Genomic DNA, 24344 nt, shown 5'->3' with positions numbered 1-24344 from the left:
ATCATGGGCCGCCGGATACGGATGTCGGGGACACCGATGGCCGGGACACCGATGGCCGGGACACCGTTGGCCGGGACACCGATGGCCGGGACACCGTTGGCGGCAGCCGTGCTGGCCGGACTTCTCACCGTGACGGCCTGCGGCCCAGGCGCGGACGACGCCAGAACACCGGCCAAGACGCAGAGCGCCCCCAAGTCTCCCGGAAAGACCGCCCTCACCTGGGACTTCGAGCACATCGTCACCGACTTCAGCGGTGAGATCTCCGATGTCGCCGCCCTCGCCGAGGACGACATCTGGGCCGTCGCCACCGACCGGAGGACGTTGGACGACCCCGTCCATCTGCTGCACTACGACGGCGAACAGTGGAAGCGCGAACCTTTGCCCGAGGCGCTCGGGGAGTCCTCCCACCCGCCGAAGCTGGAGGAGATCGGCGACGCCCGTATCTGGCTGCGTCCCCAGGGCCCGCCGCCCTCGCACCTCCCGCCGGGCGAGGAACCCCCGCACGCGGGGGAGGGCTGGGCCGCCTGGGACGGCACGGCCTGGACCGGGGTCGCGGATCCGCCGCCGGCCGGTGTCGACTCGCTGGAGGCCGCCGCCGAGGACGACATCTGGGCCCTGTCGGGCGAGGAGAGCGCCCTGCACTGGGACGGCGCCCGCTGGAACACCTACCGGCTGCCGTACGCCGCGGCCGATCTCACGATCGCCGGGCCCGACGACGTCTGGGCGGTCGGCCGCCGCTCCACCGGCCCCGGCACCGAACTCGAGTACGGCACCTACGGGCAGCCCGCCGCCATGCACTGGGACGGCACGTCCTGGAAGGCCGTCGAGACACCCGTGGTCCGCTTCGAGGAGCCCCTCCCGCCGGAAGCGAGTGCGAGCCTCGGCCAGGTCTTCGCCATGGACGACGGCGAGGTCCGCGCGTACGGAACGAACACCTACAACCACGGCGAGGTGGAGAACGAGCCTCCCGAGGGGTACATCCGCTGGCGCTGGGACGGCACCAAGTGGGCCGATCAGCCGCCCGCGCCCGGACAGTGCGAGCTGCGCACGCCGGTCGCCCAGGACGACAAGGGCCTGTTCCTGGACGGGAACCGGTATCTGACCGAAGCAGGCGACTGCGTCAAGATCAAGCGCCATCGCCTGCCCGTGGACACCGGCGCCCGCGAGAACTCCAACCAGTCCCTGTGGCTGGAGGAGATCCACCGCGTCCCCGGTACGGACGAGTGGCTGGGCGCGGGACACGTCCAGGTCAACCAGTCCGGCGACCCGTTCGGCGCGCCTGTCGTCGTACGCCTGAAGCGCGGCGGGTAACAGTGAGGGCCGGGCCCCGTGGGGGGCCCGGCCCAACTCCCGTATCAGACGGGCAGCTTGCGGAACACCGGCCGCGGCACATGCCGCAGCGCCGACATCACCACGCGCAGCGCACCGGGCACCCACACCGTCTCCGAGCGCCTCCGCAGCCCCGCCTCGATCGCCTCGGCCACCGCCTCCGGTGTCGTGGCCAGCGGTGCCTCCTTCATGCCCGCCGTCATCTTCGAGCGGACGAAGCCGGGCCGTACGACCATGACGTGCACACCCGTGCCGTGCAGTGCGTCCCCGAGGCCCTGGGCGAAGGCGTCGAGCCCGGCCTTGGACGACCCGTAGATGAAGTTGGCCCGCCGGGCCCGCTCGCCGGCCACCGAGGACAGCACGACCAGCGAGCCGTGACCCTGGCGCTTGAGGGCGTTCGCGCAGACGAGGCCCGATGAGACCGCGCCCGTGTAGTTGGTCTGCGCGACCCGGACCGCCGACAGCGGCTCGTCCTCGTCGCGCTCCTGGTCGCCGAGCACACCGAACGCGAGCAGCACCATGTCGATGTCGCCCTCGGTGAACACCTTCCCGAGCGCCTCCTCGTGCGACTCGGAGTCCAGGGCGTCGAAGGCGACCGTACGGGCGTCCGCCCCCAGGTCCCGCAGCTGTTCGGCCGCCGCCTCCAGGGCGGGCGAGGGCCGCCCGGCCAGCCACACCGTACGGGTGCGGCGCGCGACCAGGCGGCGCGCGGTGGCCAGCGCGATCTCGGACGTGCCGCCCAGGATCAGCAGGGACTGGGGGGTGCCGAAAGCGTCCTTCATCAAAGCTCCAGAGATACGGGGGTGACGCAGGGCAAAAGGGACGGCAGCCGGGGCGTCGAAGCGACGGTGGCCGGGACCTCAAAGGGACATCACCGGGACATCCGCCCGGACGTCAAAGCGACAGCCGCCGGGACAGATCCGACGTGAACACCCCACGCGGATCGAGCTCTTCGCGCAGCGCACGGAACTGGCCGAGCCGCGGATACATCGCGCCGAGCAGCTCGGGCCGCAGCCGCGAGTCCTTCGCGAGGTAGATCCGTCCGTCGGCCGCCGCGACCTCCTCGTCGAGCTCGTCGAGGAAGGAGCCGAGGCCGGGCATGGTGGCCGGGATGTCGAGGGCCAGTGTCCAGCCGGGCATCGGGAAGGACAGCCAGCCCGGATCGCCGTCGCCGAAGCGCTTGAGCACGGCGAGGAAGGACGGGCAGCCGCGCTGCGAGATCCGGCCGACGATCCGGCGCAGCGCCTCCTCCTTGCCGTATCCGAGGACGAATTGGTACTGCACGAAGCCGCTGCGACCGTAGATCCGGTTCCAGTGCGGTACGCCGTCCAGCGGGTGGAAGAACGTGGAGATCTTCTGCAGTTCGCCGCGCCGTGCACGGGGCGCCTTGCGGTACCAGAGCTCGTTGAACAGCCCCACGGTCGCCTTGCCGAGCAGCCCTTCGGGCACGAACGCGGGCGCGGCGGGCAGCTGTCCGGGCCGGAACGTCAGCGGCGCGCGACGGGCCCGTACGGGCAGGGCGTCCAGCGGCGCGTGGTCTCCGCGCGTGAGCACCGAGCGGCCCATCGCCGCGCCGCGCGCGAGCAGGTCGATCCAGGCGACCGAGTAGCGGTAGCGGTGGTCGGTGGCGGTGAGGCGGGCCATCAAGTCGTCGAGGTCGGTGGCCCGTTCGGTGTCCACGGACATCAACGAGGTCTGTACGGGGAGCAGTTCGACGGTCGCGGACAGGATCACGCCGGTCAGGCCCATGCCCCCGGCGGTGGCGTCGAACAGCGGCTCGCCGCGCCTGACCGTACGCACCGTGCCGTCCGCCGTCAGCAGGTCGAGCGCGGCGACATGGCGGGAGAACGAGCCCGAGACGTGGTGGTTCTTGCCGTGGATGTCGGCGCCGATCGCGCCGCCCACCGTGACGTACCGCGTCCCGGGCGTGACCGGCACGAACCAGCCGAGCGGCAGCAGCACTTCCATCAGACGGTGCAGGCTCACGCCGGCGTCGCACACCACCACGCCCGCTTCGGCGTCGATCGCGCGGATCCGGTCGAGGGAGGTCATGTCGAGGACCGAACCGCCCGCGTTCTGCGCCGCGTCGCCGTACGCCCTGCCGAGCCCCCGGGCGATGCCCCCGCGCGCCCCGCACGCACGGACGGCGTCCGCCACCTCCTCGTAACTGCGGGGGCGGACCAGGCGGGCGGTGGTCGGGGCGGTGCGGCCCCAACCCGTGACGGAGACGGTGTCGGCAGACATGACCGCGACGCTATCGCCCGGTGAAGCCTGGTTTGCCAAACCTGTCGCACCCCTCACCGAAACGGGTGATTCAGGGGGTGTCGCCCAACATTGCCGTAATTACTGGCTCGTTGGCATGAAGAGTCGATTGCGGCATACGGCCGCTCGGGTGGATCGGCGGCCGGAAACCCTCAGCGACGAAGAGGCCACATGCACGAGTACGACCAGCGGCTCCTAGCAGCCCTGCGCGGCACCGGAGAGCACCCGCACATCGCGGCCGCCGCCCGCACCCTGTCCTTCGCGGGTGAGCACGGCGCGCTGTGGCTGGCCGCCGGCCTCGCGGGCGCCGCGCTCGACAAGGAGCGGCGCGGCGCCTGGCTGCGCGGCACCGCGCTGACCGCGGGCGCGCACCTGGCCAGCATGGGCGTCAAGCGCCTGGTGCGCAGGCCGCGTCCGGACGCCGAGCCGCTGGTGCGCACCGCGGGCCGGCACTCCTTCCCCAGTTCGCACGCCACCTCGGCCGCCGCCGCGGCAGTCGCCTACGGCGCACTGCGCCCGGCAGGCGCCCGTCTCGTACCGCCGCTGGCCGCCGCGATGTGCGTCTCGCGGATGGTCGTCGGCGTGCACTACCCGAGCGATGTGGCCGCCGGCGCCGCACTCGGCGCGCTCACCGCGCGCCTGGGCACGTCCTGGATGCAGGGCGCCGCCACTCCTGCGCAAGGAGCCGGCAAGTGACCCTCCTCGAACAGCAACAGCGCACCGCGCCCCCGCGGCGCCCCGGCCCCATCAGCCTGCCGCTCGGCCTCCTCAAGACCGCCCGGCCCCGCCAGTGGATCAAGAACGTCCTGGTCGTCGCGGCCCCCGCCGCCGCGGGCGAACTCTTCACGCGCCAGACGGCCATCCAACTGGTCCTGGTCTTCTGCCTGTTCACCGCCGCCGCCTCCGCCGTCTACCTGATCAACGACGCCCGTGACGCCGAGGCCGACCGCGCCCACCCCGACAAGTGCCGCCGCCCGGTGGCCGCCGGACAGGTCCCGGTCCCGGTCGCGTACGCGGTCGGCGGCCTCCTCGCCGTACTCGCGCCCGCCGCGGCGGCCTTCCTCTGCACTCCGATGACCTCGGCCCTGCTCACCGGCTACGTCGGCATGCAACTCGCGTACTGCATCAGCCTGAAGCACGTCCTCGTGGTCGACCTGGTCGTCGTCACCACCGGCTTCCTGATGCGCGCGATGATCGGCGGTGTCGCCCTCGACATCCCGCTCTCGCGCTGGTTCCTGATCACCACGGGCTTCGGCGCGCTGTTCATGGTCTCGGCCAAGCGTTACTCGGAGTCCGTGCGGATGGCGGACGCCGAGGGCGAACTGGGCGCCACCCGCGCCCTGCTCACCGAGTACACCACCGGCTATCTGCGCTTCGTCTGGCAGCTCGCGGCCGGCGTCGCCGTCCTCGCCTACTGCCTGTGGGCCATGGAGGAGGGCGGCACCGGACTGCTGCCCTGGCGCCAGCTGTCGATGGTCGCGTTCATCCTCGCCATCCTGCGCTACGCCGTCTTCGCCGACCGCGGCACCGCGGGCGCCCCCGAGGACGTGGTGCTGCGCGACAGGCCGCTCGCGCTCATCGCGCTCGTCTGGGTGGGGATGTACGGGCTCGCGGTGGCCGACCTGTGAGCACCTCGGCGCCGCCCCGGCCGCGTACCAAAGGGCCCGAACTGCGCACGCGTCTGCGCGCCATGGGCCCCGAGCTGCTCGGCTTCGCCGCCGCCGGTATCTGCGCGTACGCCGCCGACCTCGGCCTGTTCATCTGGCTGCGCGGACCGCTGGGCTGGGACCCGCTGACCGCCAAGGCGCTCTCGTTCGTGGCCGGTTGCTCGGTGGCGTACGCGGGCAACGCGCTCGGCACGTACCGCCGCCGCACCCCGGGTGTCTCCCGGATGCGGCAGTACGCGATCTTCTTCGCGGTCAACATCGCGGGCGCCCTGGTCCAGCTGCTCTGCCTGGCGGTCTCGCACTACGGGCTCGGCCTCACCTCCCAGCGCGCCGACACCGTCTCCGGCGCCGGTGTGGGCATGGCCCTGGCGACTGTCCTGCGCTTTTGGGGTACCCGCACCCTGGTGTTCCGTACGCAGAAGGTGGCCTGAGGACATGGACTGGCTGAAGAAACTGCCCGTCGTCGGGCCGCTCGTGGAGCGTCTGATGACGACCCACGCCTACCGCTCGTACGAGACCCTCGACCGGGCGCACTGGGCGCGGCTCGCGGGCGCGATGACGTTCAACAGCTTCCTCGCGCTGTTCCCGCTGCTCACGCTCCTCGCGGCGGTCGCCGCCGCGACCCTCTCCACGCGGCAGCAGCAGGACCTCCAGGACAAGATCAGCGATCAGATCCCGGGGATCTCCGACCAGTTGGACATCGGCGAGCTGGTCTCCAACGCGGGCACCGTCGGCGTGATCGCGGGCGTACTGCTCCTGGTCACCGGCGTGAGCTGGGTCGGCTCGATAAGGGACTGCCTGCGCGCGGTCTGGGGCAAGGAGGACGAGGATCAGAACCCCGTCATGGCCAAGCTCAAGGACGCCGGCATCCTGGCCGGCCTCGGCCTGACCGGTCTGCTCTCGCTCGCCGCCTCCGCCGTCGGCTCCACCGCCGCGGTCTGGCTGACACGGGCGGTGGGCCTGGAGGACCAGAGCTGGATCGGCTGGCTGCTGCTCGTGGTCGTGTTCGGGTTCGCGGTGCTCGCGGACTTCCTGATCCTGCTCTACCTGCTGACGCTGCTGCCCGGGGCGCAGCCGCCCCGGCGCCGTCTCTTCGTCGCCGCGCTGATCGGAGCGATCGGCTTCGAACTGCTCAAGCTGCTGATCGGCGGCTATATGAAGGGCGTGGCCGCCAAGTCCATGTACGGCGCCTTCGGCGTTCCGGTCGCGCTGCTCCTGTGGATCAACTTCACCGCGAAACTGCTCCTGTTCTGCGCCGCCTGGACGGCGACACAGAGCAAGAAGGCACCCGAGCCGACGCCGCTCAGCGGCGGGGGAGACGCCGCACCAGGTCGGGCAGCGGCCAGCGGCGGTTGACCACGAACACACCCGCACCGATCAGCGCGAGCACACCGCCGGTGACCGCGAGCGCGATCCCCACGCCGCTGGAGCCCTCATCGGCGGCGGCGGTCGCGGTGCTCGAAAGCGAGCCCTCCGCCTTCCCCTTCTCGGGGGCCGCCGCACCCTTGTTGCCGGAGCCCTCCGCACTGCGCGGCCGGACCAGCTCACCGACCGGGGTCACCTTGCCCGCGGCCTTGAAGCCCCAGTCGAAGAGCCGGGCGGTCTCCTGGTAGACGGCGTTCTGCTCGTCGGAGTCGGGGTTCATCACGGTCACGAGCAGCACCTTGTCGCCGCGCTCCGCGACACCGGTGAAGGTGGCGCCGGCGTGGGTGGTATTGCCGTTCTTGACGCCCGCGATGCCCTTGTACGGGTTGAGGCCGTAGTCGCCGGTCATCAGGCGGTTGGTGTTCTGGATCTCGAAGCTCTCACGCTTCTTGCCCTTGCCCTCGCCGGGGAAGTCCGCGGTCGCGGTCGCCGCGTACTCGCGGAAGTCCGCCTTCTGCAGCCCGGAGCGCGCGATCAGCGTCAGGTCGTACGCGGAGGACACCTGGCCCGCGGCGTCGTAACCGTCGGGGCTGACCACGTGCGTGTCGAGGGCCTGCAGTTCGTCGGCGTGGGTCTGCATGTCGGCGACGGCCTTGTCGACACCGCCGTACATCGACGAAAGGACATGCACCGCGTCGTTGCCCGACCTGAGGAACACCCCGAGCCACAGGTCGTGCACCGAATAGGTGTGGTCCTCCTTGACGCCCACGAGGCTGGAGCCCGCGCCGACGTCCGCGAGGTCGGCGTCCTTGACCTTGTAGACCTGGTCCTTGGGGAGCTTCGGCAGCACCGTGTCCGCGAAGAGCATCTTCAGCGTGGACGCGGGCGGCAGCCGCCAGTGCGCGTTGTGCGAGGCGAGGACCTCGCCGGACTCGGCGTCCGCGACGATCCACGAACGCCCCGTCAGATCCTTGGGCAGCACCGGCGCGCCGGGGCCGAGGTTGACCTGGGTGCCCGCCTTGCCGAGCTGGGCACCGCCGACCATGGACATGTCGGCGGGCGGCTTGGCCTTGTCGTCCTTCTTGCCGGGCTTGTCGTCGGCGACGGCCGGTGCGAGGGCAGACATGGTCATCAAGCTGGCGCATACGACCGTTAGTACGGTCTTCTTCATGGCAGGCACGGTCGAGAACGTACAGGGCGTAGCTGTACGAGCGCGTACCGAGGCCCCTTGTGTCTGGCCGGGATCACTCGGACCACCCGCCCACCGGTCCCGAAGGGAGGACGGCGATACTGGGCGTATGAAGCTCAGCCGCCCGGTCTCCTGGTTCCTGCTCGCCTTCGGCGTGTGGTCGTGGATCATCTGGGTCACTTTCGTCAAGAACCTGGTCAAGGACGGAAGCGGTCTCGCGTTCGACGACGCGGGTGACCCGACCGGCTACTTCTGGGTCCATCTGCTGCTCGCCGTGGTGTCCTTTGCCTTGGGGACGGTCGTAGGGGTCATCGGGTTCCGTGGCGTACGCGCATTGCGCCGCACGTCATAGCGGCCCGCAGCGGGGAATCGACAGGGAGCAGCAGCGGTGATCGTCCTCTTCGTGCTGGCGGGTCTCGCCGCCTTTTCCGCCCTTCTCGGGCTGCACTACTACCTGTGGCGACGCCTGGTGCGCGACACGACCACGCCCGGGTCCACGGCCCGCAAGGCGGGGACGGCGGCGCTCGTCACGGTGCTGGTCCTGATGGTCGCGGCGTTCGCGGGGGCGCGGGCCGGGCTGCCGTTCGGGCTGCAGCAGGTGTTCGCCTGGCCCGGGTATCTGTGGATGGCGCTGTTCATCTATCTGACGCTGTCGCTTCTGGTGGGCGAGGCGGTCCGGCCGCTGCTCCTGCGGTGGCTGCGGAAGCGGGATGCGGCGGCGGACCCCGTGTCGGTGCCCGAGGCGGAGACCTCGGTCGTACGGGAAGCAGTGGGTGTCGGGGGAGAAGGCGGCGGTTCGGGCAGTGGCGGTGAGGTGGCCGCTCCGGTCGCGGACCGTGCGCCCGAGCCTGAGAAGCCGGCGCTCGCGACCCCTTCCCGCCGCCTCTTCGTCTCCCGCATCATCGGCGGAGCCGCGGCGACCGCCGCGGTGGCGACCGTCGGGTACGGGACGTACGGCGTCCTGCGCGGGCCGAAGCTCAAGCACCTCACCGTGCCGCTGGCCAAACTGCCGCGCGCCGCGCACGGCTTCCGTATCGCCGTCGTCAGCGATATCCACCTCGGGCCGGTGCTCGGCCGCGCCCACACCCGGCGCATCGTCGACACCATCAACTCCACGCAGGCCGATCTGGTCGCCGTCGTGGGCGATCTCGTCGACGGCAGCGTGGAGGATCTCGGCCCGGCCGCCGAGCCCCTTGCCCAACTGCGCTCGCGCCACGGTTCGTTCTTCGTCACCGGCAACCATGAGTACTTCTCCGGCGCGCAGCAGTGGGTCGACCACGTACGCGAACTCGGTCTGCACCCGCTGGAGAACGCCCGGGTCGAGATCGACGGCTTCGATCTCGCGGGCGTCAACGACGTGGCCGGCGAGAGCGAGGGCCAGGGCCCGGACTTCGTGAAGGCGCTCGGCGACCGCGACCGCTCACGGGCCTCGGTGCTGCTCGCGCATCAGCCGGTGGTCATCCATGACGCCGTCGAACACGGCGTCGACCTCCAGCTTTCCGGCCATACGCACGGTGGCCAGATGTGGCCCGGCAACTTCATCGCCGATCTCGCCAACCCCACGCTCGCCGGTCTGGAGAGCTACGGCGACACCCAGCTGTACGTCACGCGCGGTGCCGGGGCATGGGGGCCGCCGGTGCGTGTGGGGGCGCCGTCGGACATCACTGTGGTCACCCTGGCCTCGAAGCAGGCCTGAGCCGCAACGCCCGCCTCGCGGCGGACCCGAGCTTCGCAGCCGTCCGCGCAGCCGCCCGGAACACGCAGGCGGTTTTCGGCCAGGAAGCCGGGCGTCGTTGCGCGTCACTTGGCCGGAACCATACGAGTTGAACGGGTGACTTGGGCCGCTCGTCCCGCTCTGCCCCGGCTCCTTGGCATAGGCCTGATGGCCAAAAGGGGCCGTCACCGCGGCTGACCAGTGACAACCCCGCCCCGCACAGCGCAGCATCTTGTGCGGATCCCGTGCGTGCAGGGTGGCCGGAGGTGGAGGAAGTGTTACGGCGCCATGCGTTCCGGTTGCCCCGGCACCCGGCGTCCGTGGGCCTCGCCCGGCTGCGGGTCCGCGACCATCTGGCCGCCTGGGGGCACAGCGGCGAGGACGGGGCGGTGGCCGACACGATCCTGCTCGTCTCGGAACTGGCCACGAACGTGGTGCGCCACGGCCCGGTCCTCGAGCGCGAGTTCGAGGTCGCGGTGACGGTCCTCGCGGACGGCTCCTGCCTGATCGAGGTCTCGGACGAATCCCCCGCAGAACCGGTCCTGCGCACGCAGGACGGCCCGTTCGCGGAGCACGGCCGAGGGATACGCCTGGTGGACTCGGTGGCGGAGACCTGGGGCGTGTGGCAGCGGGGGCGGTACGGGAAGACGGTGTGGGCGCTGGTGGCCACGGCGGTGAGGCCCGAGGAGACGTAACGGCCCTTCACCGCATCGCTCCCACCGAGAGCGGGGCGGGACGCATTTCCGTTGACTGGCCGGTCGGGCGTGGCGTTAACTCTTGCCACTTGTGAGCGTTCAACAACTCTGGGGTGGGGACTGTGGAGTTCAACCGGGGGCATCGTCATGCCCGCGTACAGCGAAGAAGTGGGTCCTGGCGAAGGGCTTCGGCAGTGGCGGGCGTCGCATGCGCGGCCTTGCTGTCGACCGCACTGATCCAGTCTCCGGCAGCGCTGGCGGCCACTCAGATGGACAAGCGCGCCGGCAGTTCGGTTGCCGCTGCGGAACCTCCGCGGATCGAGCTGGGCAGCCCCTCCACCTCGTGTGTGGCCGGCGGCTGTGTATCCAGCCTCGCTGCCGGTGAAGGCCCCGTAGGGCGCTGGCACTTTGGTGAGGGCAGTGGTGTGGCGGTGGACGCCGCCGTGGCCGACGGCCAGGATGACGCCACGCTGCACGGCGGTGCTGTGCGCGACGAACGAGGCCGCCGCGGGCTCATCACGCGCGATGCCGCCGGAGCGCCGCTCAAGGAGCCGGTGACCGACAAGGGGCTTTCCCTGGACGGGACTTCGGGCTTCGCGCAGACGGATGGTCCGGTGCTGAGCACACAGTCGTCGTACACGGTCGCCGCATGGGTGCGCATCGATCCGGAGGCGGACGGCACGGTGACGGCACTCAGCCAGAGCGCGACCGGGAACCGGTCCGCCGAGAAGTCCAGCCCGTTCTCGCTGTCGTACGACGCGGCGGGCGACGGTCGTTGGAGCATGCGGGTGGTCTCGGACGATCGCGCCACCCACGAGGTGACGTCCCCCCGGCCGTCACCGCGCGGTGTCTGGACCCATGTGGCCGGGGTGCACGACGTGTCGACCCAGCAGGTGAGCCTGTACGTGAACGGCGTGCTGCAGGGCACGACCGCCGCCGGAGCCGGCTGGGACGCCAACGGTCCGCTGCAGATCGGTCGCGCCCTGCACGGCGGCGAGTACACGGACTATCTGCGGGGCTCGATCGACGAGCCCGTCGTGTGGGGGCGCGCTCTGACGACGACTGAGGTCCAGAACGAGGCCCGCACCATGGTCAACGGGACCCATGCGGCCGTGGAGCTGGTGGCTGACTTCTCCGCTGCCCGGGCGAACGGCACGTCGATCGAGGACACCACCTCCGGGTACGGCAAGTCCCTCTCCTTGGAGGGCGGAGCCGCGGTCGCCGAGGGGCGGATCGTCCTGGACGGCGTGGACGATGCCGCGACGGCGGCCGGGCCGCTGGTGGACGACACCGGTTCCTTCACTGTGACCACGCGGGTGGAGCTCGACGAGCAGGCACTGCTGACCAAGGACGTCGGCTTCATCGGACAGGTCCTGGGGCAGCGCTCCGCGGACGGTTCGTCGTGGGGGCTGTGGTTCGAGTACGTCGGCACGGAGACGGTCCTGGACGAGGAGACGATGGAGGAGATCCAGGTGCCTGTCGGCCTGTGGCACTTCGGCCGGCTCACCACGGACGGCACGTTCTCCTCGGTGACATCCGAGCAGGTCGTACGCCTGGACGGTGCGGCACGCCTGACGGGTGTGCACGACTCCGTCGACGGAACGATCAGTCTCTACATCGGCTACAGCCGGCAGGGCGTTGCAAAGGCGTTCACGGCCGAGGCGGGCAGCGGTGGCTTCGCCGTCGGCAAGGCGTTCGCCGGGGGCGAGTGGAAGCACTTCCTGCCCGCGAGGATCACCGAGCTGCGGCTGTGGTCCGGTGCGATGGCGAGCTCGGCACAGATCGACACCGAGGTGGGCGTCTGACGCCAGGAGTGGTGGGCGGCTGCGGCTGCCCACCACTCGGGCGGGTACTGGTGTGCCGGCCATGGGCGCTCCCACCCCGACCGTCACACCTCCTTCGCGCACTGCCTGGAAGGGAGCTGCACCGTCACCTCCAGCCCTTCACCCGGCCCCGTACGCACCGTCACCTCCCCGCCGTGTGCCTGCACCACGCCCTGCACGATGGCCATTCCGAGTCCGCTTCCGGCGCCGCTTCCCGCTCGGAAGAAGCGGTCGAAGATGCGGGCCGCGTCCTCGGTGGCGAGGCCGGGCCCTTCGTCGGCGACGGTGAGGTGGACCCGGCCGTTCGACCGGCCCGCAGAGACGCGCACCGCGGCCGAACCCGGCGTATGCGTCCGCACATTGGCCAGCAGGTTGCCCACCACCTGGCGCAGCCCCGTCTCGTCGGCGTGCACGAGCACCGCGCCGTCGGCCGACACCGCGATCGGACGCTCCGGCTCCTGCACCCGCAGGTCCTGAGCCGCCTCGCGCACCAGACGGCTCAGGTCCACTTCGCGGAAGACCAGTTCGGCCTGCTGGTCGAGGCGGGCGAGCGTCAGGAGTTCGTCGACGAGGCGGCTCATCCGGTCGGTCTCCGAGCGCACCCGCTGCCCCGCCCGCTCCCGCTCGGCCGGCTCGCGGAGCATCCCCTTGTCGTACAGCTGGAGGTAGCCGCGTATCGCCGAAAGGGGAGTACGCAGTTCATGGGAGGCGTCCGCGACGAAGCGGCGCAGCTGGGAGGCGCTGCGTTCACGGGTCTCGAAGGCCGATTCGACCTGGTGCAGCATGGAGTTGAGGGCGAGACGGAGCTGTTCGATCTCCAGGACCGGGTCCTTGCGGGCCGGTACGCGCCGGGTGAGGTCGCCCTCCGCGATGGCGGACGCCGTCTCGACCATGTCCTCCAGGGGGCGCAGCCGGTGCCGCGCCCCGATCAGCGTGAGCACCCCGAGCAGCACCAACAGCCCGGCACCGACGCCCAGATCGACCTTGAGGCTCTTGGTCACCCCGTCCCGTACCGCCTCGATGGACGTGGCCATGAGCACCACCGTGCCGTCCGCGAGCCGCGCGCCCACCGCACGGAACTCGTCCCCGCCGAAGTGCACCTCGCGTACGGCGTCGGAGGCGGAGAGGCCGTGGGGATCGTCGACCGCCGACGCCAGCTCCCGCTGTCTGGCGGTCGGCGGGATCCCCGCGAAGGTCACCGGGCGGCACTCGCCGTCCACCGCGACGAACACCGTCTCGGGGCGCGGCAGTGTCCCGGCCGCGTCCGCGAGCAGCAGATCGTCGCGCAGCGAGCCGATCGCGCTGAGCGCGTCGATCTGTTCGCGGGTGAAGCCGGTGTTCTCCAAGGCCGTACGGGAGGAGACCAGTTCGGAGTCGATACGGTCGAGCAGATAGTGCCGCATCGCCATGATGCTCACCGCGGTGGCCACCACGATGCCGAGCGCGAGCACCACCACGTTCATCGCGGTGAGCTTGGCCCGCAGCGTCCTGGTGCCGTGATGGCGCCTGCGCTCGCGACGCACCGGCTTCACGCGTCCGCCAGTCCGTAGCCCACGCCGCGCCGGGTGGTGATCAACGGCGGGCCCAGCGGGGCGAGTTTGCGCCGCAGATAGCTGATGTAGGTCTCGACGACGGTCGACTCGGCCTGATGCTCGTACTGCCATACGTGGCGCAGGAGCTGTTCCTTGGGCACGATCCGGCCGCCGTTGCGCACCAGGAAGCGCAGCAGCGCGTACTCGGTGGGCGTCAGCTGCACCTCGCCGCGGGTCGGGTCGGCGCAGCGCACGGTGTACGTGGTCTCGTCGAGTTCGAGGTTCCCGTATCGCAGGGGAGGGTGGGCCGGCAGGACATCGGCCGGCCGGGTGCGGCGCAGGACGGCGGTGAGCCGGGCGACCACCTCGTCGATGTGGAACGGCTTGGTGATGTAGTCGTCGCCGAAGCCGAGCGCGCCCACGATCTCGGCCGGTGCGTCGCGCGCCGTCACGAACACCACGGCCGTCTCCGGGTGCCGGGCCCGCAGTTCACGCCCGAAGGCGCGCCCGTCGCCGTCCGGCAGCATCACATCGAGCAGCGCGGCGTCGAATCGCCGCTCCTCGATCCGGGCGCGTGCCTGGAGCAGACAGCTCGCCCAGACCACCTCGAACCCGTGATAGCGCAGCGCGATGGCGAGGACGTCGGCTATGGAGGGTTCGTCCTCGACCACCAGTACGACCGCGCCCCTGCCCACTTCCTCCCCGGCGTTCATGACCCAAGTATCCGTCGGCTCGTTGTACGAGGGACCGGGCCGAGCCTTGGAGTTCCTTGAGAGTCATGGCCGCGACGCACCACACACGCGTGGCGGCCGCAATTCTGAGGCGTGGCCCAGGGGGACGACCTACCAGTACCGATACAGACCGATGAAGGGGCAGGAATCGTGGCTGCATTGGCACGGTGGTGCTATCGGCACCGCCTGGTGGTCCTCGTACTGTGGGTGGGAGCTCTGCTCGGTGTCGGGGCCGCGGGTTCGCAGGCCGGCACGGATTACGCGAATGTCTTCAGCCTCCCGGACACGGACTCCAAGCGCGCGTACGACCTGATGACCGAGGCCTTCCCGCAGGCCGCCGGCGACACGGACACCGTGGTGTGGAAGGTCGACGAGGGTTCGGTGCGCGACGACGCCGTACGGGAGCGGCTCGAGCCCGCGCTGAAGGAGATCGGCGCGATGGCGGGCGTGGGGGAGGTCTCCTCCCCGTACACGGAGCAGGGCGCGACGCAGATCAGCCGCGACGGGCGCACCGCCTACGCGCAGGTGACCTTCGCCGAGCAGGCCAACGCCGTACCGAAGGCGCTTGTCGAGGACGTCGTGGAGACCGCTCAGGACGCGGAGCGCGACGGGTTGCAGGTGGAACTGGGCGGGCAGGCGATCACTCGGATCCAGGAACCGCCGACCGGGCTCGCGGAGATGGTCGGCATCGCGGCGGCCGCGATCGTGCTCTTCCTGGCGTTCGGCTCGCTGTTCGCGATGCTGCTTCCCATTGTCACGGCCGTGTTCGGCGTGGGCATGGGGATGATGGGCACCTCGCTGCTCAGCCATGTCACCGATGTGCCGGAAGTCGCGCCGCTGCTCGGCTCGTTGATCGGGCTCGGCGTCGGGATCGACTACGCGCTGTTCATCGTGACCCGGCACCGGCGCGGTATCCAGCGCGGCCTCGACCCCGAGGAGTCGGCGGTCACCGCGCTCAACACCTCAGGGCGCGCGGTGCTGTTCGCGGGCGGCACGGTGTGCATCGCGCTCGCCGGCATGCTCGTGATGAACATGCGCTTCCTCGACGGCGTGGTCATCGGCACCTCCCTGACCGTGGTGATGAGCGTCCTCGCCGCGACCACGCTGCTTCCCGCGATGCTCGGGGTGCTCGGTCCGAAGGTGCTCAGCAGGCGGCAGCGGCGCAAACTGGCCGCGAACGGGCCGGAGTCCGACGAGGTGACCGGAGCGGCCGCGCGCTGGTCCGGGTTCGTGCAGAAGCGGCCGCGGTCCATCGCGTTCCTGGCCGTGGTGGTCATGGCGGCGCTGGCGATCCCGGTCCTGTCCCTGCGTCTCGGCGCCACCGACCAGGGCAACCATCAGGAGTCGACCACCACACGCCAGGCGTACGACCTGCTGGCGGAAGGTTTCGGCCCGGGCTTCAACGGGCCGCTTCAGCTGGTCAGTCAGGGCGGCGACACGGGGCTTCTGGAACGGGTCGAGGACACCGAGGGCGTCGCCGCGGCCGTACAGCTGCCGGTGCCGGCCGGCTCGGATGTCTCGGTGATCCAGGTCGTCCCGACCACCTCGCCGCAGTCCGTCGAGACGGACGAACTGATCGACCGGCTGCGCGACGACGTGATCCCGGCGGCGGGCACGGAGACCCATGTCGGCGGGGTCACGGCCGTGTTCAAGGACTTCGCGGCGGTCACCGGCGAACGAATCCCGCTCTTCGTCGGCGCGATCATCGGCCTCGGCTTCCTGCTCCTACTGATCGCGTTCCGCTCGCTCGTGGTGCCGCTGACGGCCGCGGTGATGAACCTCGTCGCGGCGGCCGCGTCCTTCGGCGTCCTGGTGGCGATCTTCCAGTGGGGCTGGGGCGCGGAGGCGCTCGGCCTCGGCAAGGAAGGCCCCATCACCGCCTTCCTGCCCGTCATCATGCTCTCGTTGCTCTTCGGCCTCTCCATGGACTACCAGGTGTTCCTGGTCAGCCGGATGCACGAGGAATGGGTGCATACGAAGGACAACGCGCGCGCGGTACGGGTCGGTCTGGCCGAGACCAGCCGGGTCATCAACTCCGCCGCCCTGATCATGATCTGTGTGTTCTCCGCGTTCGTCCTCAGCGGCGACATGGAGGGAGCGATGGCGGGTATCGGGCTCGCGGCGGCGGTCGCGCTCGACGCGTTCATCCTGCGTACGGCGCTCGTCCCGGCCGCGATGCATCTGCTCGGTCGGTCCAACTGGTGGCTGCCGGACTGGCTGGAGAAGCGGCTGCCGCACTTGGCGGTGGAGCCCAAGGAGGACGTGCCGGCTCCCGTGGAGTCCGTGGACGCCGCGGTTCCCGCCCAGCGCACAGGGGGCGCCTCCGCCGTCCACGGCTTCCTGCGCACCCCGGACGGCGAGGCGGTCGCGGACGCGGTCCTCACCCTCGTCTCACGCGGCGGCCGCCAGCTCGACCGCGTCGACTCGCTCGCCGACGGCTCGTACATCCTGGCCGCCCCCGGCCCCGGCTCGTACCTCCTCGCCGTGACCGCGACCGGGTTCGCCCCCCGCGCGCGGCACGTCATGATCGGCGAGGATCCTCTGGTGTACGACGTGGAGCTGGCCTGGGAGGAGCAGGTGGACGCGGTCAACTGACCGTCTGGGGAACAGGTTTGGCCTCCGGTGTACGGGCACGGAAATCCCGTACGCCGGGGACCAGGGCCGTCCCGGCGCAGGCCACCGCCACCACCGCGCCCGCGATCCACAGCGGCGCCTCGGGTCCCCACAGACCGGCGGCGAGCGGGGCGAGCGCGTAGCCGAGCGGCATGGCGCCGAGTGAGAGCAGCCAGTCGTACGAGACCACGCGGGCCAGTGTCTGCTCGGGGATGGCCTGCTGCACCGCCGTCTCCCAGACCGGGTTGAGGAAGCCGAGCCCGGCCTGCGCGATCCCGTACGCACCGATGACCAGCGGGGCGGGCGCGCCCGCGGCGAAGAGCATGAGCGGCAGGGCGTACGTGGCCAGGCCCAGGTTGGCGGTGAGGATCGGCCGCCGCGGCCTGGCCCGCGCGGCGAGCAGCGAGCCGAGCAGCAGCCCGCCGGCGCCGACCTGGAGCAGCCACACCCAGGCGGCCGGACCCCCGAACTCGCGGACCGCGAGGCCGGGTCCGATGGTCATCAGGACGGCGGCGGCGCCGTTCCAGGCGGAGTGGCCGATGAGGCTGGTCCAGTACCAGTCGCGGCGGCGCACCTCCTGCCAGCCCTCGACGAGGTCGGCGCGCAGCGAGCGGCGCTCGACCGGGACGTTGCGTACGCGGGTGACGGTGAGGAGCAGGGCGCTGACGGCGAACGAGACGCCGTCCAGGACGAACGCGAGCCCCGGCCCGGCGAGCGTCACGAGCAGCGCGGCGAGCGCCGGACCGCCGAACCGGGCTGAGCTGTGCACGATGCCGAACAGGGCGTTGGCGCGGTGCAGTTGGTCCCGTTCGACCGTGCCGGTGATCAGCGGGGACACCGTCGGCATGGCGAAGGCGGAGGCCGCGCCGCCGATGGCCTCGGCGAGGGCGATCTGCCACAAGTGCGGATCGCCCGCGAGCAGTTCGAACCCGACGAAGAGCTGGCTTGCGGCCCTGACGGCGTCGGTGATCAGGGCGACCGTCCGGGCGTGGAACCAGTCACCCGCCACACCGCCGATCGGCAGCAGCGCCAGCTTGGGCACCATCGCGCAGGCGAGCACGATCGCCATCGCGGAGAGGGAGCCGCTGATCTCGAGTACGGCGAGGGCGAGCGCGGTGGGGATCACCGCGTCGCCGATGAGGGAGAGGGAGCGACCCGCGAAGAACAGGCGGAAGTTGAGGGTGCGCAGGGGATGCGACATGACATGCAATGTATTTCGGTACCAAACTATTCGTCAACGAAATATTTGGCAGCGAAGGATTGCGGCGTACGCTGAGCGGCATGGAGCGTGAGCGGGACGCCGGCAGGACGCGTGAGCAGGGCGCCGAAATGGAGCGTGAGCAGGACTGGACCGACGGGCACGTGGCGCGGTGGATGCCCGTGCTGCCCGAGCTCGACCCGGATGTCGAGGGCGCGGTGACGCGGATGAAGAAGCTCTCCGTACATCTGATGCGGGTGCGCGAGCAGTCCCTGGTCGACTTCGCCCTGGACCGGCAGGAGTTCGACACCCTGCACAAACTGGCCGGCCGCTCGGGCCGCGCGACGCCCTCGGAGCTTGCGGCGGACCTCGACCTCAGGCCCGCCTCGGTGACCGGCCGCCTCGACGGCCTGGAGAAGCGCGGCCTCATCCGCCGTACGCAGTCGAAGAGCGACCGCCGCCGGGTCGACGTCGAGCTCACCGAGGATGGCCGGGCGACGTGGCTGGGCGCGATGGACATGCTCGGCGACGAGGAGTCCCGGCTGCTCGGAGTGCTGTCCAAGCGGGAGCTGGCCCAGCTTTCGGACATGCTGCGGCGGATCATGGTGGAGGCGGAGCGGGACGGCGGGGCGCACTGGAAGGCGTGAGGGGCCCTCAACTTCCCTGGTGGGAGGGGTTGTCAGTGCCGCCCTCTAATCTCCGTGGGCATGGGGAGACTGACGTTCGTCGATGAGACGACAGCAGGGGAGCGCGCCGAGGCGTGGGGGATCGAGATCACCGAGGAGCGGCTCACGCTGCGCGAGGTGATCCGGCGACGTGTGTTCCAGGAGGTCGCGGAGTACCACGCCGCGTCGCCCGGAGTGTTCCGCGGCCTCGTCCAGCCGACGGACACGGAGCGCACGCTGAACGGGTACGCGCTGAAGACGCCTCGACGGATCGATCCGGAGCGGCAGTTCGAGCGCGCGGTGGAGGCGTTCGGGCGGAACGGGTTCCTGGTCCTGATCGGGGACCGGCAGGTGGAGGAGCTGGACGAGGAGATCGAGCTCAGGCTCGGGGTCGAGGTCACGTTCCTGAAGCTTGTGCCGTTGGTGGGCGGCTGATGATGCCGTACGTACGGGAGCAGGTGCGGCAGGTCCGTCAGCTCATCGCCGACGACGACATGGGCGGGCTCTCCGAGCACCTCGTCAGGCTCGCGGGCGCGCGCGACAACCGCTGGGACGGCGAGGCGGCCGAGCTCCTCGACCTGGTGCGGGAGCTCCCCGAGGAGAGCAGACGGCGCCTTGCCAAGTCCTGGGCGCACCGCTACGAGCAGGGCGGAGACGGGCCCATCGTGCGGAGCCACATCGCCACACTCGCTGCCGTCGTCAGCCGGGACCTCCCCGAGAACTTGGCGATGACTCCTGCGCGGATCAACCGCCTTCAGGAGTACGCCAGGATGCACTCCACCTGGTCGAGCTCGGAGCTCGTATGCCTGGTGCGGGCCGAGCTGGACGCGGGCCGCGCGGTCCCCGACGCCGTGGTGGCCACGATGCGCCGCTCGGCCACGCAGGGCTACTACGCCGACAAGGAACTGAAGCGGCTGCTCACCGGGTTGACGGGCCCGGTGCTCAACCCCGGCGAGGCATGGTCCGACCAGGCGCTCGAGGACCTCGCCGAGGCCGGCGGGCACTGGCACGCCCTCGTGCGGCACGCGGCTGGTGCAACCAGTGCGCAGCCCTCCGTCAAGTGGGAGAAGGCCGCCCGGCAGAAGCTGGAGCGGTTGCCGCTCGACGAGGTGCGCACCCGCATCACCGCCTGGCTCGCTCTCGTGGGCCGGCCCCGCACGCAGCTCTTCACCGACGACCAGTACCGGCCCCACAACGAAGAGTTCGACCCGTACAACGCCGACGCCCTCCGCGGCCTCGCCTGGACGCTCTCCCTGCTGCCGGGGGACCGCGACACCGCCCGCGCGCTGGGCCGGGTCGCCGAGACCTCGCTGCGCAAGGTCCCGGGCATCGGCCCCCGCAACCCCAAGGTCGCCAACGCCTGCGTCGTCGCGCTCACCCGCTCCGACGGCGAGGCGGCCCTCGCCGAACTGGCCCGGCTCGCCACGCGCGTCACGTACAAGGGCACCCTGAAGATCCTCAACAGCGGCCTCGACCAGCGGGCGACGGCCCTCGGCCTCACACGTGAGGAGATCGAGGAGCTCGCCGTGCCGGCGTACGGACTCACGGAGGTCGGCCGAAGCGAACACCGACTGGGGGACTGCACCGCAGAGTTGACGGTCACCGGATCCAAAGCCACCCTCACGTGGCGCAACGTCACCGGCAAAACGGTCAAGGCCCCGCCCGCCCAGGTCAAGCGCGACCACCCCGACGAGCTCAAGGAGCTCAAGGCCGCCGTCAAGGACATCGACAAGATGCTCGGCGCGCAGACCGAGCGGCTCGACCGGCAGTTCTTGGCGCGCCGCGTCTGGCCGTACGAGAAGTGGCGCACCCACTACCTCGACCACCCGCTCGTCGGCACCCTCGCCCGCCGCCTCCTGTGGACGGTCGACGGACGGCCCGTCGGGTACGCGGACGGCGAGCTGCGCACGCTCACCGACGACCCGGTCACCACAGGCGGAAACGTCGAGCTGTGGCACCCCATCCACCACGAGCCCGCCGAGATCGTCGCCTGGCGCGACTGGCTGGAGCGGCACGGCATCACCCAGCCGTTCAAGCAGGCCCACCGCGAGGTGTACCTGCTGACCGACGCCGAGCGGAACACGGGCACGTACTCCAACCGTTTCGCCGCCCACATCCTGCGCCAGCACCAGTTCCACGCGCTCGCGGCCGTACGGGGCTGGCGCAACAAGCTGCGCCTGTGCGTCGACGACGAGGCCCCGCCGGCCATGCGCGAACTGCCGCAGTGGGGCCTGCGCGCCGAGTACTGGATCGAGGGCGTGGGCGACAACTACGGCGTGGACACCACCGACTCGGGCAGCTACCTCCGGCTGAGCACCGACCAGGTCCGCTTCTATCCGCTGGACGCACCGGAGAACTCGGCGCACTGCTACGGCGGCGAGTACCGCATGTGGCTGCGCGACGGCCGTGACCCCGTCGACCCGCTGCCCCTCACCGGAATACCGCCACTCGCGCTCAGCGAAGTCCTGCGCGACGTCGACCTGTTCGTCGGCGTGGCCAGCGTCGGCAATGATCCGACCTGGCAGGACGGCGGCCCCGAAGGCCGCTTCCAGGAGTACTGGAGCACGTACAGCTTCGGCGAGCTCAACGCGAGCGCCGAGACCCGCCGCCGGCTCCTGACCCGTCTGATACCGAGGCTGGCGATCGCGGACCGGTGCACGCTCGAGGGCCGGTTCCTGCACGTCAAGGGCGAGTTGCACACGTACAAGATCCATCTGGGGTCCGGGAACATCCTGCGGACCCCGAACGACCAGTACCTGTGCATCGTGCCCAAGGGCGCCTCGGCGGGCGATCCGGCCGGCACCGGCTATCTGCCCTTCGAGGGCGACCGGGTCCTGTCGGTGATCCTCAGCAAGGCGATGCTGCTCGCGAAGGACAAGGAGATCACCGACCCGACGATCCTCAGCCAGCTCTGACCTCTGGACAGCGTTCTCGTGGACGCCTCATCGCGAAGCCAGGATCAGGAAGAGGAGGGACAAGGCGACCGGCGGGCTCAAGAGGGCCACGGCGATGGTCCAGCCGGTGCCCGCACCGGCCATCCGGACGAGCGTGGCACAGAGCGCGCCGATCGCCACCAGGGCGAGGGCGACAAGGAACAGGAAGAGAAGTACGGCTATGAGCATCGTCGAGATGACCTTTCAGTCGGGCCGGAGCCGGCCCGCTGATCGGGTCAGCTCTTGCTGAGGCCGGGCTTGCCGGGTCCGGGCGCGGTGTCCGAGGAGTCCTCGTCCGTCATCCCGGGCAGGAAGTCGACGAACAGTTCGTGGACCTCGCGCACGAGCGGGCGCAGGACCCGGAAGCGGGCCAGGGCCACGCCGCGCGTGGTGAGCTTGGCGCCCCGGTCGGCGAGCCGGTAGCAGCGCTCGCGTCCGGGGGAGCGGTCGAAGACCCAGTACAGGACGAGGCCCATCTGGGAGAGCCAGAGCATCTCCGGGAGGATGTCCTTGAGTTCGTCCGGGATCTTCGCTTTCGATCCGGCGAGCAGCTCGCGGTGCACGGCGATCGCGGCCTCGCGCGCATGTGCCGAATCGGCGGAGAAGGGGCTGAGCGGGGAGTCGGGATCGGCGGCGTTCTTGAAGAACTGCGCGGCGAACTCGTGGTACGGCTCCGCGATGTCGAGCCACGCCCGCAGCACCCCGGAGAGCCGCGCCTCCAGATCCGTCTCGCGGTCGAGCACCGGCCGTACGGCGGCCTGGTGCTCGGCGGCGATCCGGTCGTAGAAGCCCTGGATCAGGTGCTCCTTGCCGGCGAAGTAGTAGTACGCGTTGCCTACGGAGACCCCGGCCTCCTTGGCGATCGCCCGCATCGTGGTCTTGTCGTAACCACGCTCCTGGAAGAGCCGCATGGCGGTCTCCAGAATCAGCGTCCGCGTCTGCTCACTCTTGGGCGCGGACCCCGACTCCTTCGCTGACCCCGACTCCTTGGGCGCGGACCCCGACTCCTTCGCTGACCCCGACTCCTTGGGCGCGGGCCCCGGCTCCGACGACACGTTCACGCTCGCTTTCCCTGCTGGCACGCTGGCACGGTCCCCGAGCCTAACCAGTCGGACAGCGTCCCGAGTCACAAGCCTCCGGCCCGGCATACGACCAGCCGTGCTGAGGGTGGTACGTCCACCCGTCGGCCCGCCGGTACACGCCGCCTTGCCAGCCCTCGGGCCGCCGCTGCCCCTCGCGGTACTTGGCCGCGGCGAGCAGCACCGCACGCGCGAACCTGGCCCCCGAATGCGAGGCGACCCGGTGCGCCATCGGCCGGTGCTCGGCCAGCGCCCACAGACACACCACCCAGGCCGCGGGCCCCAGGTAGACCTGGCCGCCGTCCCCCACGACGGTGATCTCGTCCAGCGTCCGCCCGTGATCGATCCCCGGGAAGCGCCGCCGCGCCTCCTGCGACCCGGCCGGTACGAGATCGAGCGGCACCAACTGCCGCTGCTTCACCAGCCAGTTCCGCAGATGCCTGCACAGCGGGCACTCCGCGTCGTACAGGACGGTCAGCCGGCGGACCGGGGCGTACGCCACGCCCCGGCCCCCCTGCTCCGGGGCAACGCCCCGGCCCCCCTGCTCCGGGGCAACGCCCCGGCCCCCCTGCTCCGGAGCAACGCCCCGGCCCCCCGTTCCCTGAACGGTCCCCATCGTTCAGGCCCCCGTGGGTGCCGCCCACGCACCCTGGTCGCCGCTGAACCCCTGCGGCGGTACGGGCGGAACCTGCTCGCGCTCCATGATTCCCCGGCGCCGGATCTTGTTCAGGATCCAGACATTGCCGAGGTGCATGACCCCCAGCACGAGCAGCACCACCCCGAGCTTCACCGACAGCGCCTCGAAGATCCCCCGCGCGTCGGTGATCAGGTTGTCCGCGTTCAGATAGAGCGCGACGAACCCGAGATTGACGAGATAGAAGCCCACGACGAGCAGATGGTTCACGGCGTCCGCGAGCTTCTCGTTCCCCCGCAGTACGTCGCTGAGGAAGATCCGTCCGTTGCGGCCGAGCGTGCGGGCGACCCAGACGGTCAGCCCGATGCTGATGGCCAGGTACACGACGTAGGCGACGACTGTGAGGTCCATGGTTCCCCGTTCCCTTGAACGTGTTCAAAACCTTGTGGACATGACTGTAGCGCTGGTTTTGAACATGTTCAAGCCGGAGATCGCACCGCCGCGGAAGGAACCCTTCGGCCACCAACGGGCGTCCCCGGAACGGGACATGGGGCGCTACGGGGAGGCGGCACATGAGGCACTGGTTACGGCGCGATCCGCCGCGCGGCACGAAGCCGGACACTCCGGGAAGGTCCGCCGCGAGGCCGCTCGCCCCGCTGCCGTTCGCCGCCCTGCTCGGCGCCGTGGTGGCGCTCGCCGTCGTGGCCGTGTTCCTGCCCGTGCCCGACGGCTGGAGCGAGGACTTCGGCGCCACCCACGTGATGAACCGCTTGTTCGCGGCGGGGATCGTCGGGTCCCTCGCGTTCGGCCTCGGCTCCCGGGAATCGGCCGTGGTGGCCGCGTTGATGGCCACGCTCGGCGCGGTCTTCGGCTGCGGCGAGTACCTGAGCGACGAACGGTCGGGCCGCGACCCGG

At 70.8% G+C, this 24344-nt stretch carries 23 protein-coding genes and 1 pseudogene; 14 read left to right on the top strand and 10 right to left on the bottom strand.

Going from position 1 to position 24344, the window contains the following annotated elements; genetic code table 11:
- Window positions 1-3 precede the first annotated feature (3 nt).
- Entirely contained in the window at window positions 4-1311 is a 1308-nt protein-coding gene (locus tag ABT367_RS18785; RefSeq protein ID WP_352254196.1) for a hypothetical protein, read from the top strand.
- 44 nt (window positions 1312-1355) lie between these two features.
- Here the strand turns inward: ABT367_RS18785 and ABT367_RS18780 are convergent, their stop codons facing one another.
- Window positions 1356-2111 (bottom strand): decaprenylphospho-beta-D-erythro-pentofuranosid-2-ulose 2-reductase, encoded by a 756-nt coding sequence (locus ABT367_RS18780; protein ID WP_352254195.1) that lies wholly within the window; start codon window positions 2109-2111, stop codon window positions 1356-1358.
- Window positions 2112-2223: 112 nt separating this feature from the next.
- Complete coding sequence (locus ABT367_RS18775) at window positions 2224-3573, bottom strand: FAD-binding oxidoreductase (RefSeq protein ID WP_352254194.1); 1350 nt, start codon at window positions 3571-3573, stop codon at window positions 2224-2226.
- Between the two features lie 189 nt (window positions 3574-3762).
- Between ABT367_RS18775 and ABT367_RS18770 the strand changes: the two genes are divergently transcribed.
- The 4 genes and pseudogenes from ABT367_RS18770 to ABT367_RS18755 all read left to right on the top strand — a co-directional run bounded on the left by ABT367_RS18770 (window position 3763) and on the right by ABT367_RS18755 (window position 6614).
- The gene (locus tag ABT367_RS18770) at window positions 3763-4287 is read left to right on the top strand and encodes a phosphatase PAP2 family protein (RefSeq protein ID WP_352254193.1); all 525 of its coding nucleotides are present in this window, start codon (window positions 3763-3765) and stop codon (window positions 4285-4287) included.
- Window positions 4284-5219, top strand: coding sequence for a decaprenyl-phosphate phosphoribosyltransferase (locus ABT367_RS18765; RefSeq protein ID WP_352254192.1), 936 nt, complete (start codon window positions 4284-4286; stop codon window positions 5217-5219). Before ABT367_RS18770 ends, ABT367_RS18765 begins: the two co-directional genes overlap by 4 nt.
- 62 nt (window positions 5220-5281) lie before the next feature.
- Window positions 5282-5706 (top strand): annotated as a pseudogene (locus ABT367_RS18760) (GtrA family protein).
- Entirely contained in the window at window positions 5694-6614 is a 921-nt protein-coding gene (locus tag ABT367_RS18755; protein ID WP_352254191.1) for a YihY/virulence factor BrkB family protein, read from the top strand. The pseudogene ABT367_RS18760 and the gene ABT367_RS18755 overlap by 13 nt, the downstream one beginning before the upstream one ends.
- Here the strand turns inward: ABT367_RS18755 and ABT367_RS18750 are convergent.
- A complete protein-coding gene (locus ABT367_RS18750; protein WP_352254190.1) occupies window positions 6562-7803 on the bottom strand; it encodes a D-alanyl-D-alanine carboxypeptidase family protein in 1242 nt (413 codons plus the stop codon). The genes ABT367_RS18755 and ABT367_RS18750 overlap by 53 nt on opposite strands.
- A gap of 118 nt (window positions 7804-7921) precedes the next feature.
- Here ABT367_RS18750 and ABT367_RS18745 point away from each other — a divergent pair, with 118 nt between their 5' ends.
- The 4 genes from ABT367_RS18745 to ABT367_RS18730 all read left to right on the top strand — a co-directional run bounded on the left by ABT367_RS18745 (window position 7922) and on the right by ABT367_RS18730 (window position 12026).
- Window positions 7922-8164: an SCO4848 family membrane protein gene (locus tag ABT367_RS18745; protein ID WP_233415610.1), complete on the top strand. Its 243-nt coding sequence runs from the start codon at window positions 7922-7924 to the stop codon at window positions 8162-8164.
- Window positions 8165-8200: 36 nt separating this feature from the next.
- Window positions 8201-9508: a metallophosphoesterase gene (locus ABT367_RS18740; protein WP_352254189.1), complete on the top strand. Its 1308-nt coding sequence runs from the start codon at window positions 8201-8203 to the stop codon at window positions 9506-9508.
- A gap of 293 nt (window positions 9509-9801) precedes the next feature.
- Window positions 9802-10221 carry an ATP-binding protein gene (locus tag ABT367_RS18735; RefSeq protein WP_165334627.1) on the top strand — a complete coding sequence of 140 codons (420 nt, stop codon included), beginning with the start codon at window positions 9802-9804 and terminating at the stop codon, window positions 10219-10221.
- Between the two features lie 431 nt (window positions 10222-10652).
- Window positions 10653-12026 carry a LamG domain-containing protein gene (locus tag ABT367_RS18730; protein WP_352254188.1) on the top strand — a complete coding sequence of 458 codons (1374 nt, stop codon included), beginning with the start codon at window positions 10653-10655 and terminating at the stop codon, window positions 12024-12026.
- 83 nt (window positions 12027-12109) lie between these two features.
- Here ABT367_RS18730 and ABT367_RS18725 read toward each other — a convergent pair whose 3' ends face one another.
- Window positions 12110-13507: a sensor histidine kinase gene (locus tag ABT367_RS18725; protein WP_352254223.1), complete on the bottom strand. Its 1398-nt coding sequence runs from the start codon at window positions 13505-13507 to the stop codon at window positions 12110-12112.
- Window positions 13508-13572: 65 nt separating this feature from the next.
- Window positions 13573-14289: a response regulator transcription factor gene (locus ABT367_RS18720; RefSeq protein ID WP_352254187.1), complete on the bottom strand. Its 717-nt coding sequence runs from the start codon at window positions 14287-14289 to the stop codon at window positions 13573-13575.
- 168 nt (window positions 14290-14457) lie between these two features.
- Here ABT367_RS18720 and ABT367_RS18715 point away from each other — a divergent pair, with 168 nt between their 5' ends.
- Window positions 14458-16902, top strand: a complete 2445-nt coding sequence (locus ABT367_RS18715) for an MMPL family transporter (RefSeq protein WP_434975491.1) — start codon at window positions 14458-14460, stop codon at window positions 16900-16902.
- On the opposite strand, the gene ABT367_RS18710 is transcribed toward ABT367_RS18715, so the two are convergent.
- Window positions 16895-18121 (bottom strand): MFS transporter, encoded by a 1227-nt coding sequence (locus ABT367_RS18710; RefSeq protein ID WP_352254186.1) that lies wholly within the window; start codon window positions 18119-18121, stop codon window positions 16895-16897. The two genes, ABT367_RS18715 and ABT367_RS18710, sit on opposite strands and share 8 nt — an antisense overlap.
- 80 nt (window positions 18122-18201) lie before the next feature.
- On the opposite strand from ABT367_RS18710, the gene ABT367_RS18705 reads away from it, so the two are divergent.
- Genes ABT367_RS18705 through ABT367_RS18695 form a run of 3 tightly spaced genes read left to right on the top strand, consistent with a single transcriptional unit; the run spans window position 18202 to window position 21698 of the window.
- The gene (locus ABT367_RS18705) at window positions 18202-18765 is read left to right on the top strand and encodes a MarR family winged helix-turn-helix transcriptional regulator (RefSeq protein ID WP_434975490.1); all 564 of its coding nucleotides are present in this window, start codon (window positions 18202-18204) and stop codon (window positions 18763-18765) included.
- A 60-nt stretch (window positions 18766-18825) separates the two neighbouring features.
- Window positions 18826-19218, top strand: a complete 393-nt coding sequence (locus ABT367_RS18700) for a hypothetical protein (RefSeq protein WP_352254185.1) — start codon at window positions 18826-18828, stop codon at window positions 19216-19218.
- On the top strand, window positions 19218-21698 hold the full coding sequence (locus ABT367_RS18695; protein ID WP_352254184.1) for a DUF4132 domain-containing protein: 2481 nt from the start codon (window positions 19218-19220) through the stop codon (window positions 21696-21698). The genes ABT367_RS18700 and ABT367_RS18695 overlap by 1 nt, the downstream gene beginning before the upstream one ends.
- A gap of 27 nt (window positions 21699-21725) precedes the next feature.
- Here ABT367_RS18695 and ABT367_RS18690 read toward each other — a convergent pair whose 3' ends face one another.
- The 4 genes from ABT367_RS18690 to ABT367_RS18675 all read right to left on the bottom strand — a co-directional run bounded on the left by ABT367_RS18690 (window position 21726) and on the right by ABT367_RS18675 (window position 23840).
- Entirely contained in the window at window positions 21726-21905 is a 180-nt protein-coding gene (locus ABT367_RS18690; protein ID WP_352254183.1) for a hypothetical protein, read from the bottom strand.
- A gap of 47 nt (window positions 21906-21952) precedes the next feature.
- The gene (locus ABT367_RS18685) at window positions 21953-22777 is read right to left on the bottom strand and encodes a TetR family transcriptional regulator (protein WP_352254182.1); all 825 of its coding nucleotides are present in this window, start codon (window positions 22775-22777) and stop codon (window positions 21953-21955) included.
- Between the two features lie 40 nt (window positions 22778-22817).
- On the bottom strand, window positions 22818-23297 hold the full coding sequence (locus ABT367_RS18680) for a thiol-disulfide oxidoreductase DCC family protein (RefSeq protein ID WP_352254181.1): 480 nt from the start codon (window positions 23295-23297) through the stop codon (window positions 22818-22820).
- Between the two features lie 117 nt (window positions 23298-23414).
- Window positions 23415-23840, bottom strand: a complete 426-nt coding sequence (locus ABT367_RS18675) for a hypothetical protein (protein ID WP_352254180.1) — start codon at window positions 23838-23840, stop codon at window positions 23415-23417.
- 161 nt (window positions 23841-24001) lie between these two features.
- Between ABT367_RS18675 and ABT367_RS18670 the strand changes: the two genes are divergently transcribed.
- A partial coding sequence (locus tag ABT367_RS18670) for a hypothetical protein (RefSeq protein ID WP_352254179.1) occupies window positions 24002-24344 on the top strand: 343 nt, incomplete at its 3' end.

Source organism: Streptomyces mesophilus, from assembly GCF_040300965.1.
GTDB lineage: Bacteria > Actinomycetota > Actinomycetes > Streptomycetales > Streptomycetaceae > Streptomyces > Streptomyces mesophilus_A.
Note: the sequence above shows the minus strand (reverse complement) of the source record. Positions and strands in the feature narration are given on the sequence as shown.

What these genes read in the sequence shown, in the direction of transcription:
- ABT367_RS18710 (WP_352254186.1), bottom strand. Translation starts at nt 18,121, where the DNA reads ATGTCGCATCCCCTGCGCACCCTCAACTTCCGCCTGTTCTTCGCGGGT.
- ABT367_RS18705 (WP_434975490.1), top strand. Translation starts at nt 18,202, where the DNA reads ATGGAGCGTGAGCGGGACGCCGGCAGGACGCGTGAGCAGGGCGCCGAA.
- ABT367_RS18770 (WP_352254193.1), top strand. Translation starts at nt 3,763, where the DNA reads ATGCACGAGTACGACCAGCGGCTCCTAGCAGCCCTGCGCGGCACCGGA.
- ABT367_RS18780 (WP_352254195.1), bottom strand. Translation starts at nt 2,111, where the DNA reads ATGAAGGACGCTTTCGGCACCCCCCAGTCCCTGCTGATCCTGGGCGGC.
- ABT367_RS18785 (WP_352254196.1), top strand. Translation starts at nt 4, where the DNA reads ATGGGCCGCCGGATACGGATGTCGGGGACACCGATGGCCGGGACACCG.
- ABT367_RS18775 (WP_352254194.1), bottom strand. Translation starts at nt 3,573, where the DNA reads ATGTCTGCCGACACCGTCTCCGTCACGGGTTGGGGCCGCACCGCCCCG.
- ABT367_RS18695 (WP_352254184.1), top strand. Translation starts at nt 19,218, where the DNA reads ATGATGCCGTACGTACGGGAGCAGGTGCGGCAGGTCCGTCAGCTCATC.
- ABT367_RS18690 (WP_352254183.1), bottom strand. Translation starts at nt 21,905, where the DNA reads ATGCTCATAGCCGTACTTCTCTTCCTGTTCCTTGTCGCCCTCGCCCTG.
- ABT367_RS18675 (WP_352254180.1), bottom strand. Translation starts at nt 23,840, where the DNA reads ATGGACCTCACAGTCGTCGCCTACGTCGTGTACCTGGCCATCAGCATC.
- ABT367_RS18725 (WP_352254223.1), bottom strand. Translation starts at nt 13,507, where the DNA reads ATGAACGTGGTGGTGCTCGCGCTCGGCATCGTGGTGGCCACCGCGGTG.
- ABT367_RS18700 (WP_352254185.1), top strand. Translation starts at nt 18,826, where the DNA reads ATGGGGAGACTGACGTTCGTCGATGAGACGACAGCAGGGGAGCGCGCC.
- ABT367_RS18720 (WP_352254187.1), bottom strand. Translation starts at nt 14,289, where the DNA reads ATGAACGCCGGGGAGGAAGTGGGCAGGGGCGCGGTCGTACTGGTGGTC.
- ABT367_RS18755 (WP_352254191.1), top strand. Translation starts at nt 5,694, where the DNA reads ATGGACTGGCTGAAGAAACTGCCCGTCGTCGGGCCGCTCGTGGAGCGT.
- ABT367_RS18745 (WP_233415610.1), top strand. Translation starts at nt 7,922, where the DNA reads ATGAAGCTCAGCCGCCCGGTCTCCTGGTTCCTGCTCGCCTTCGGCGTG.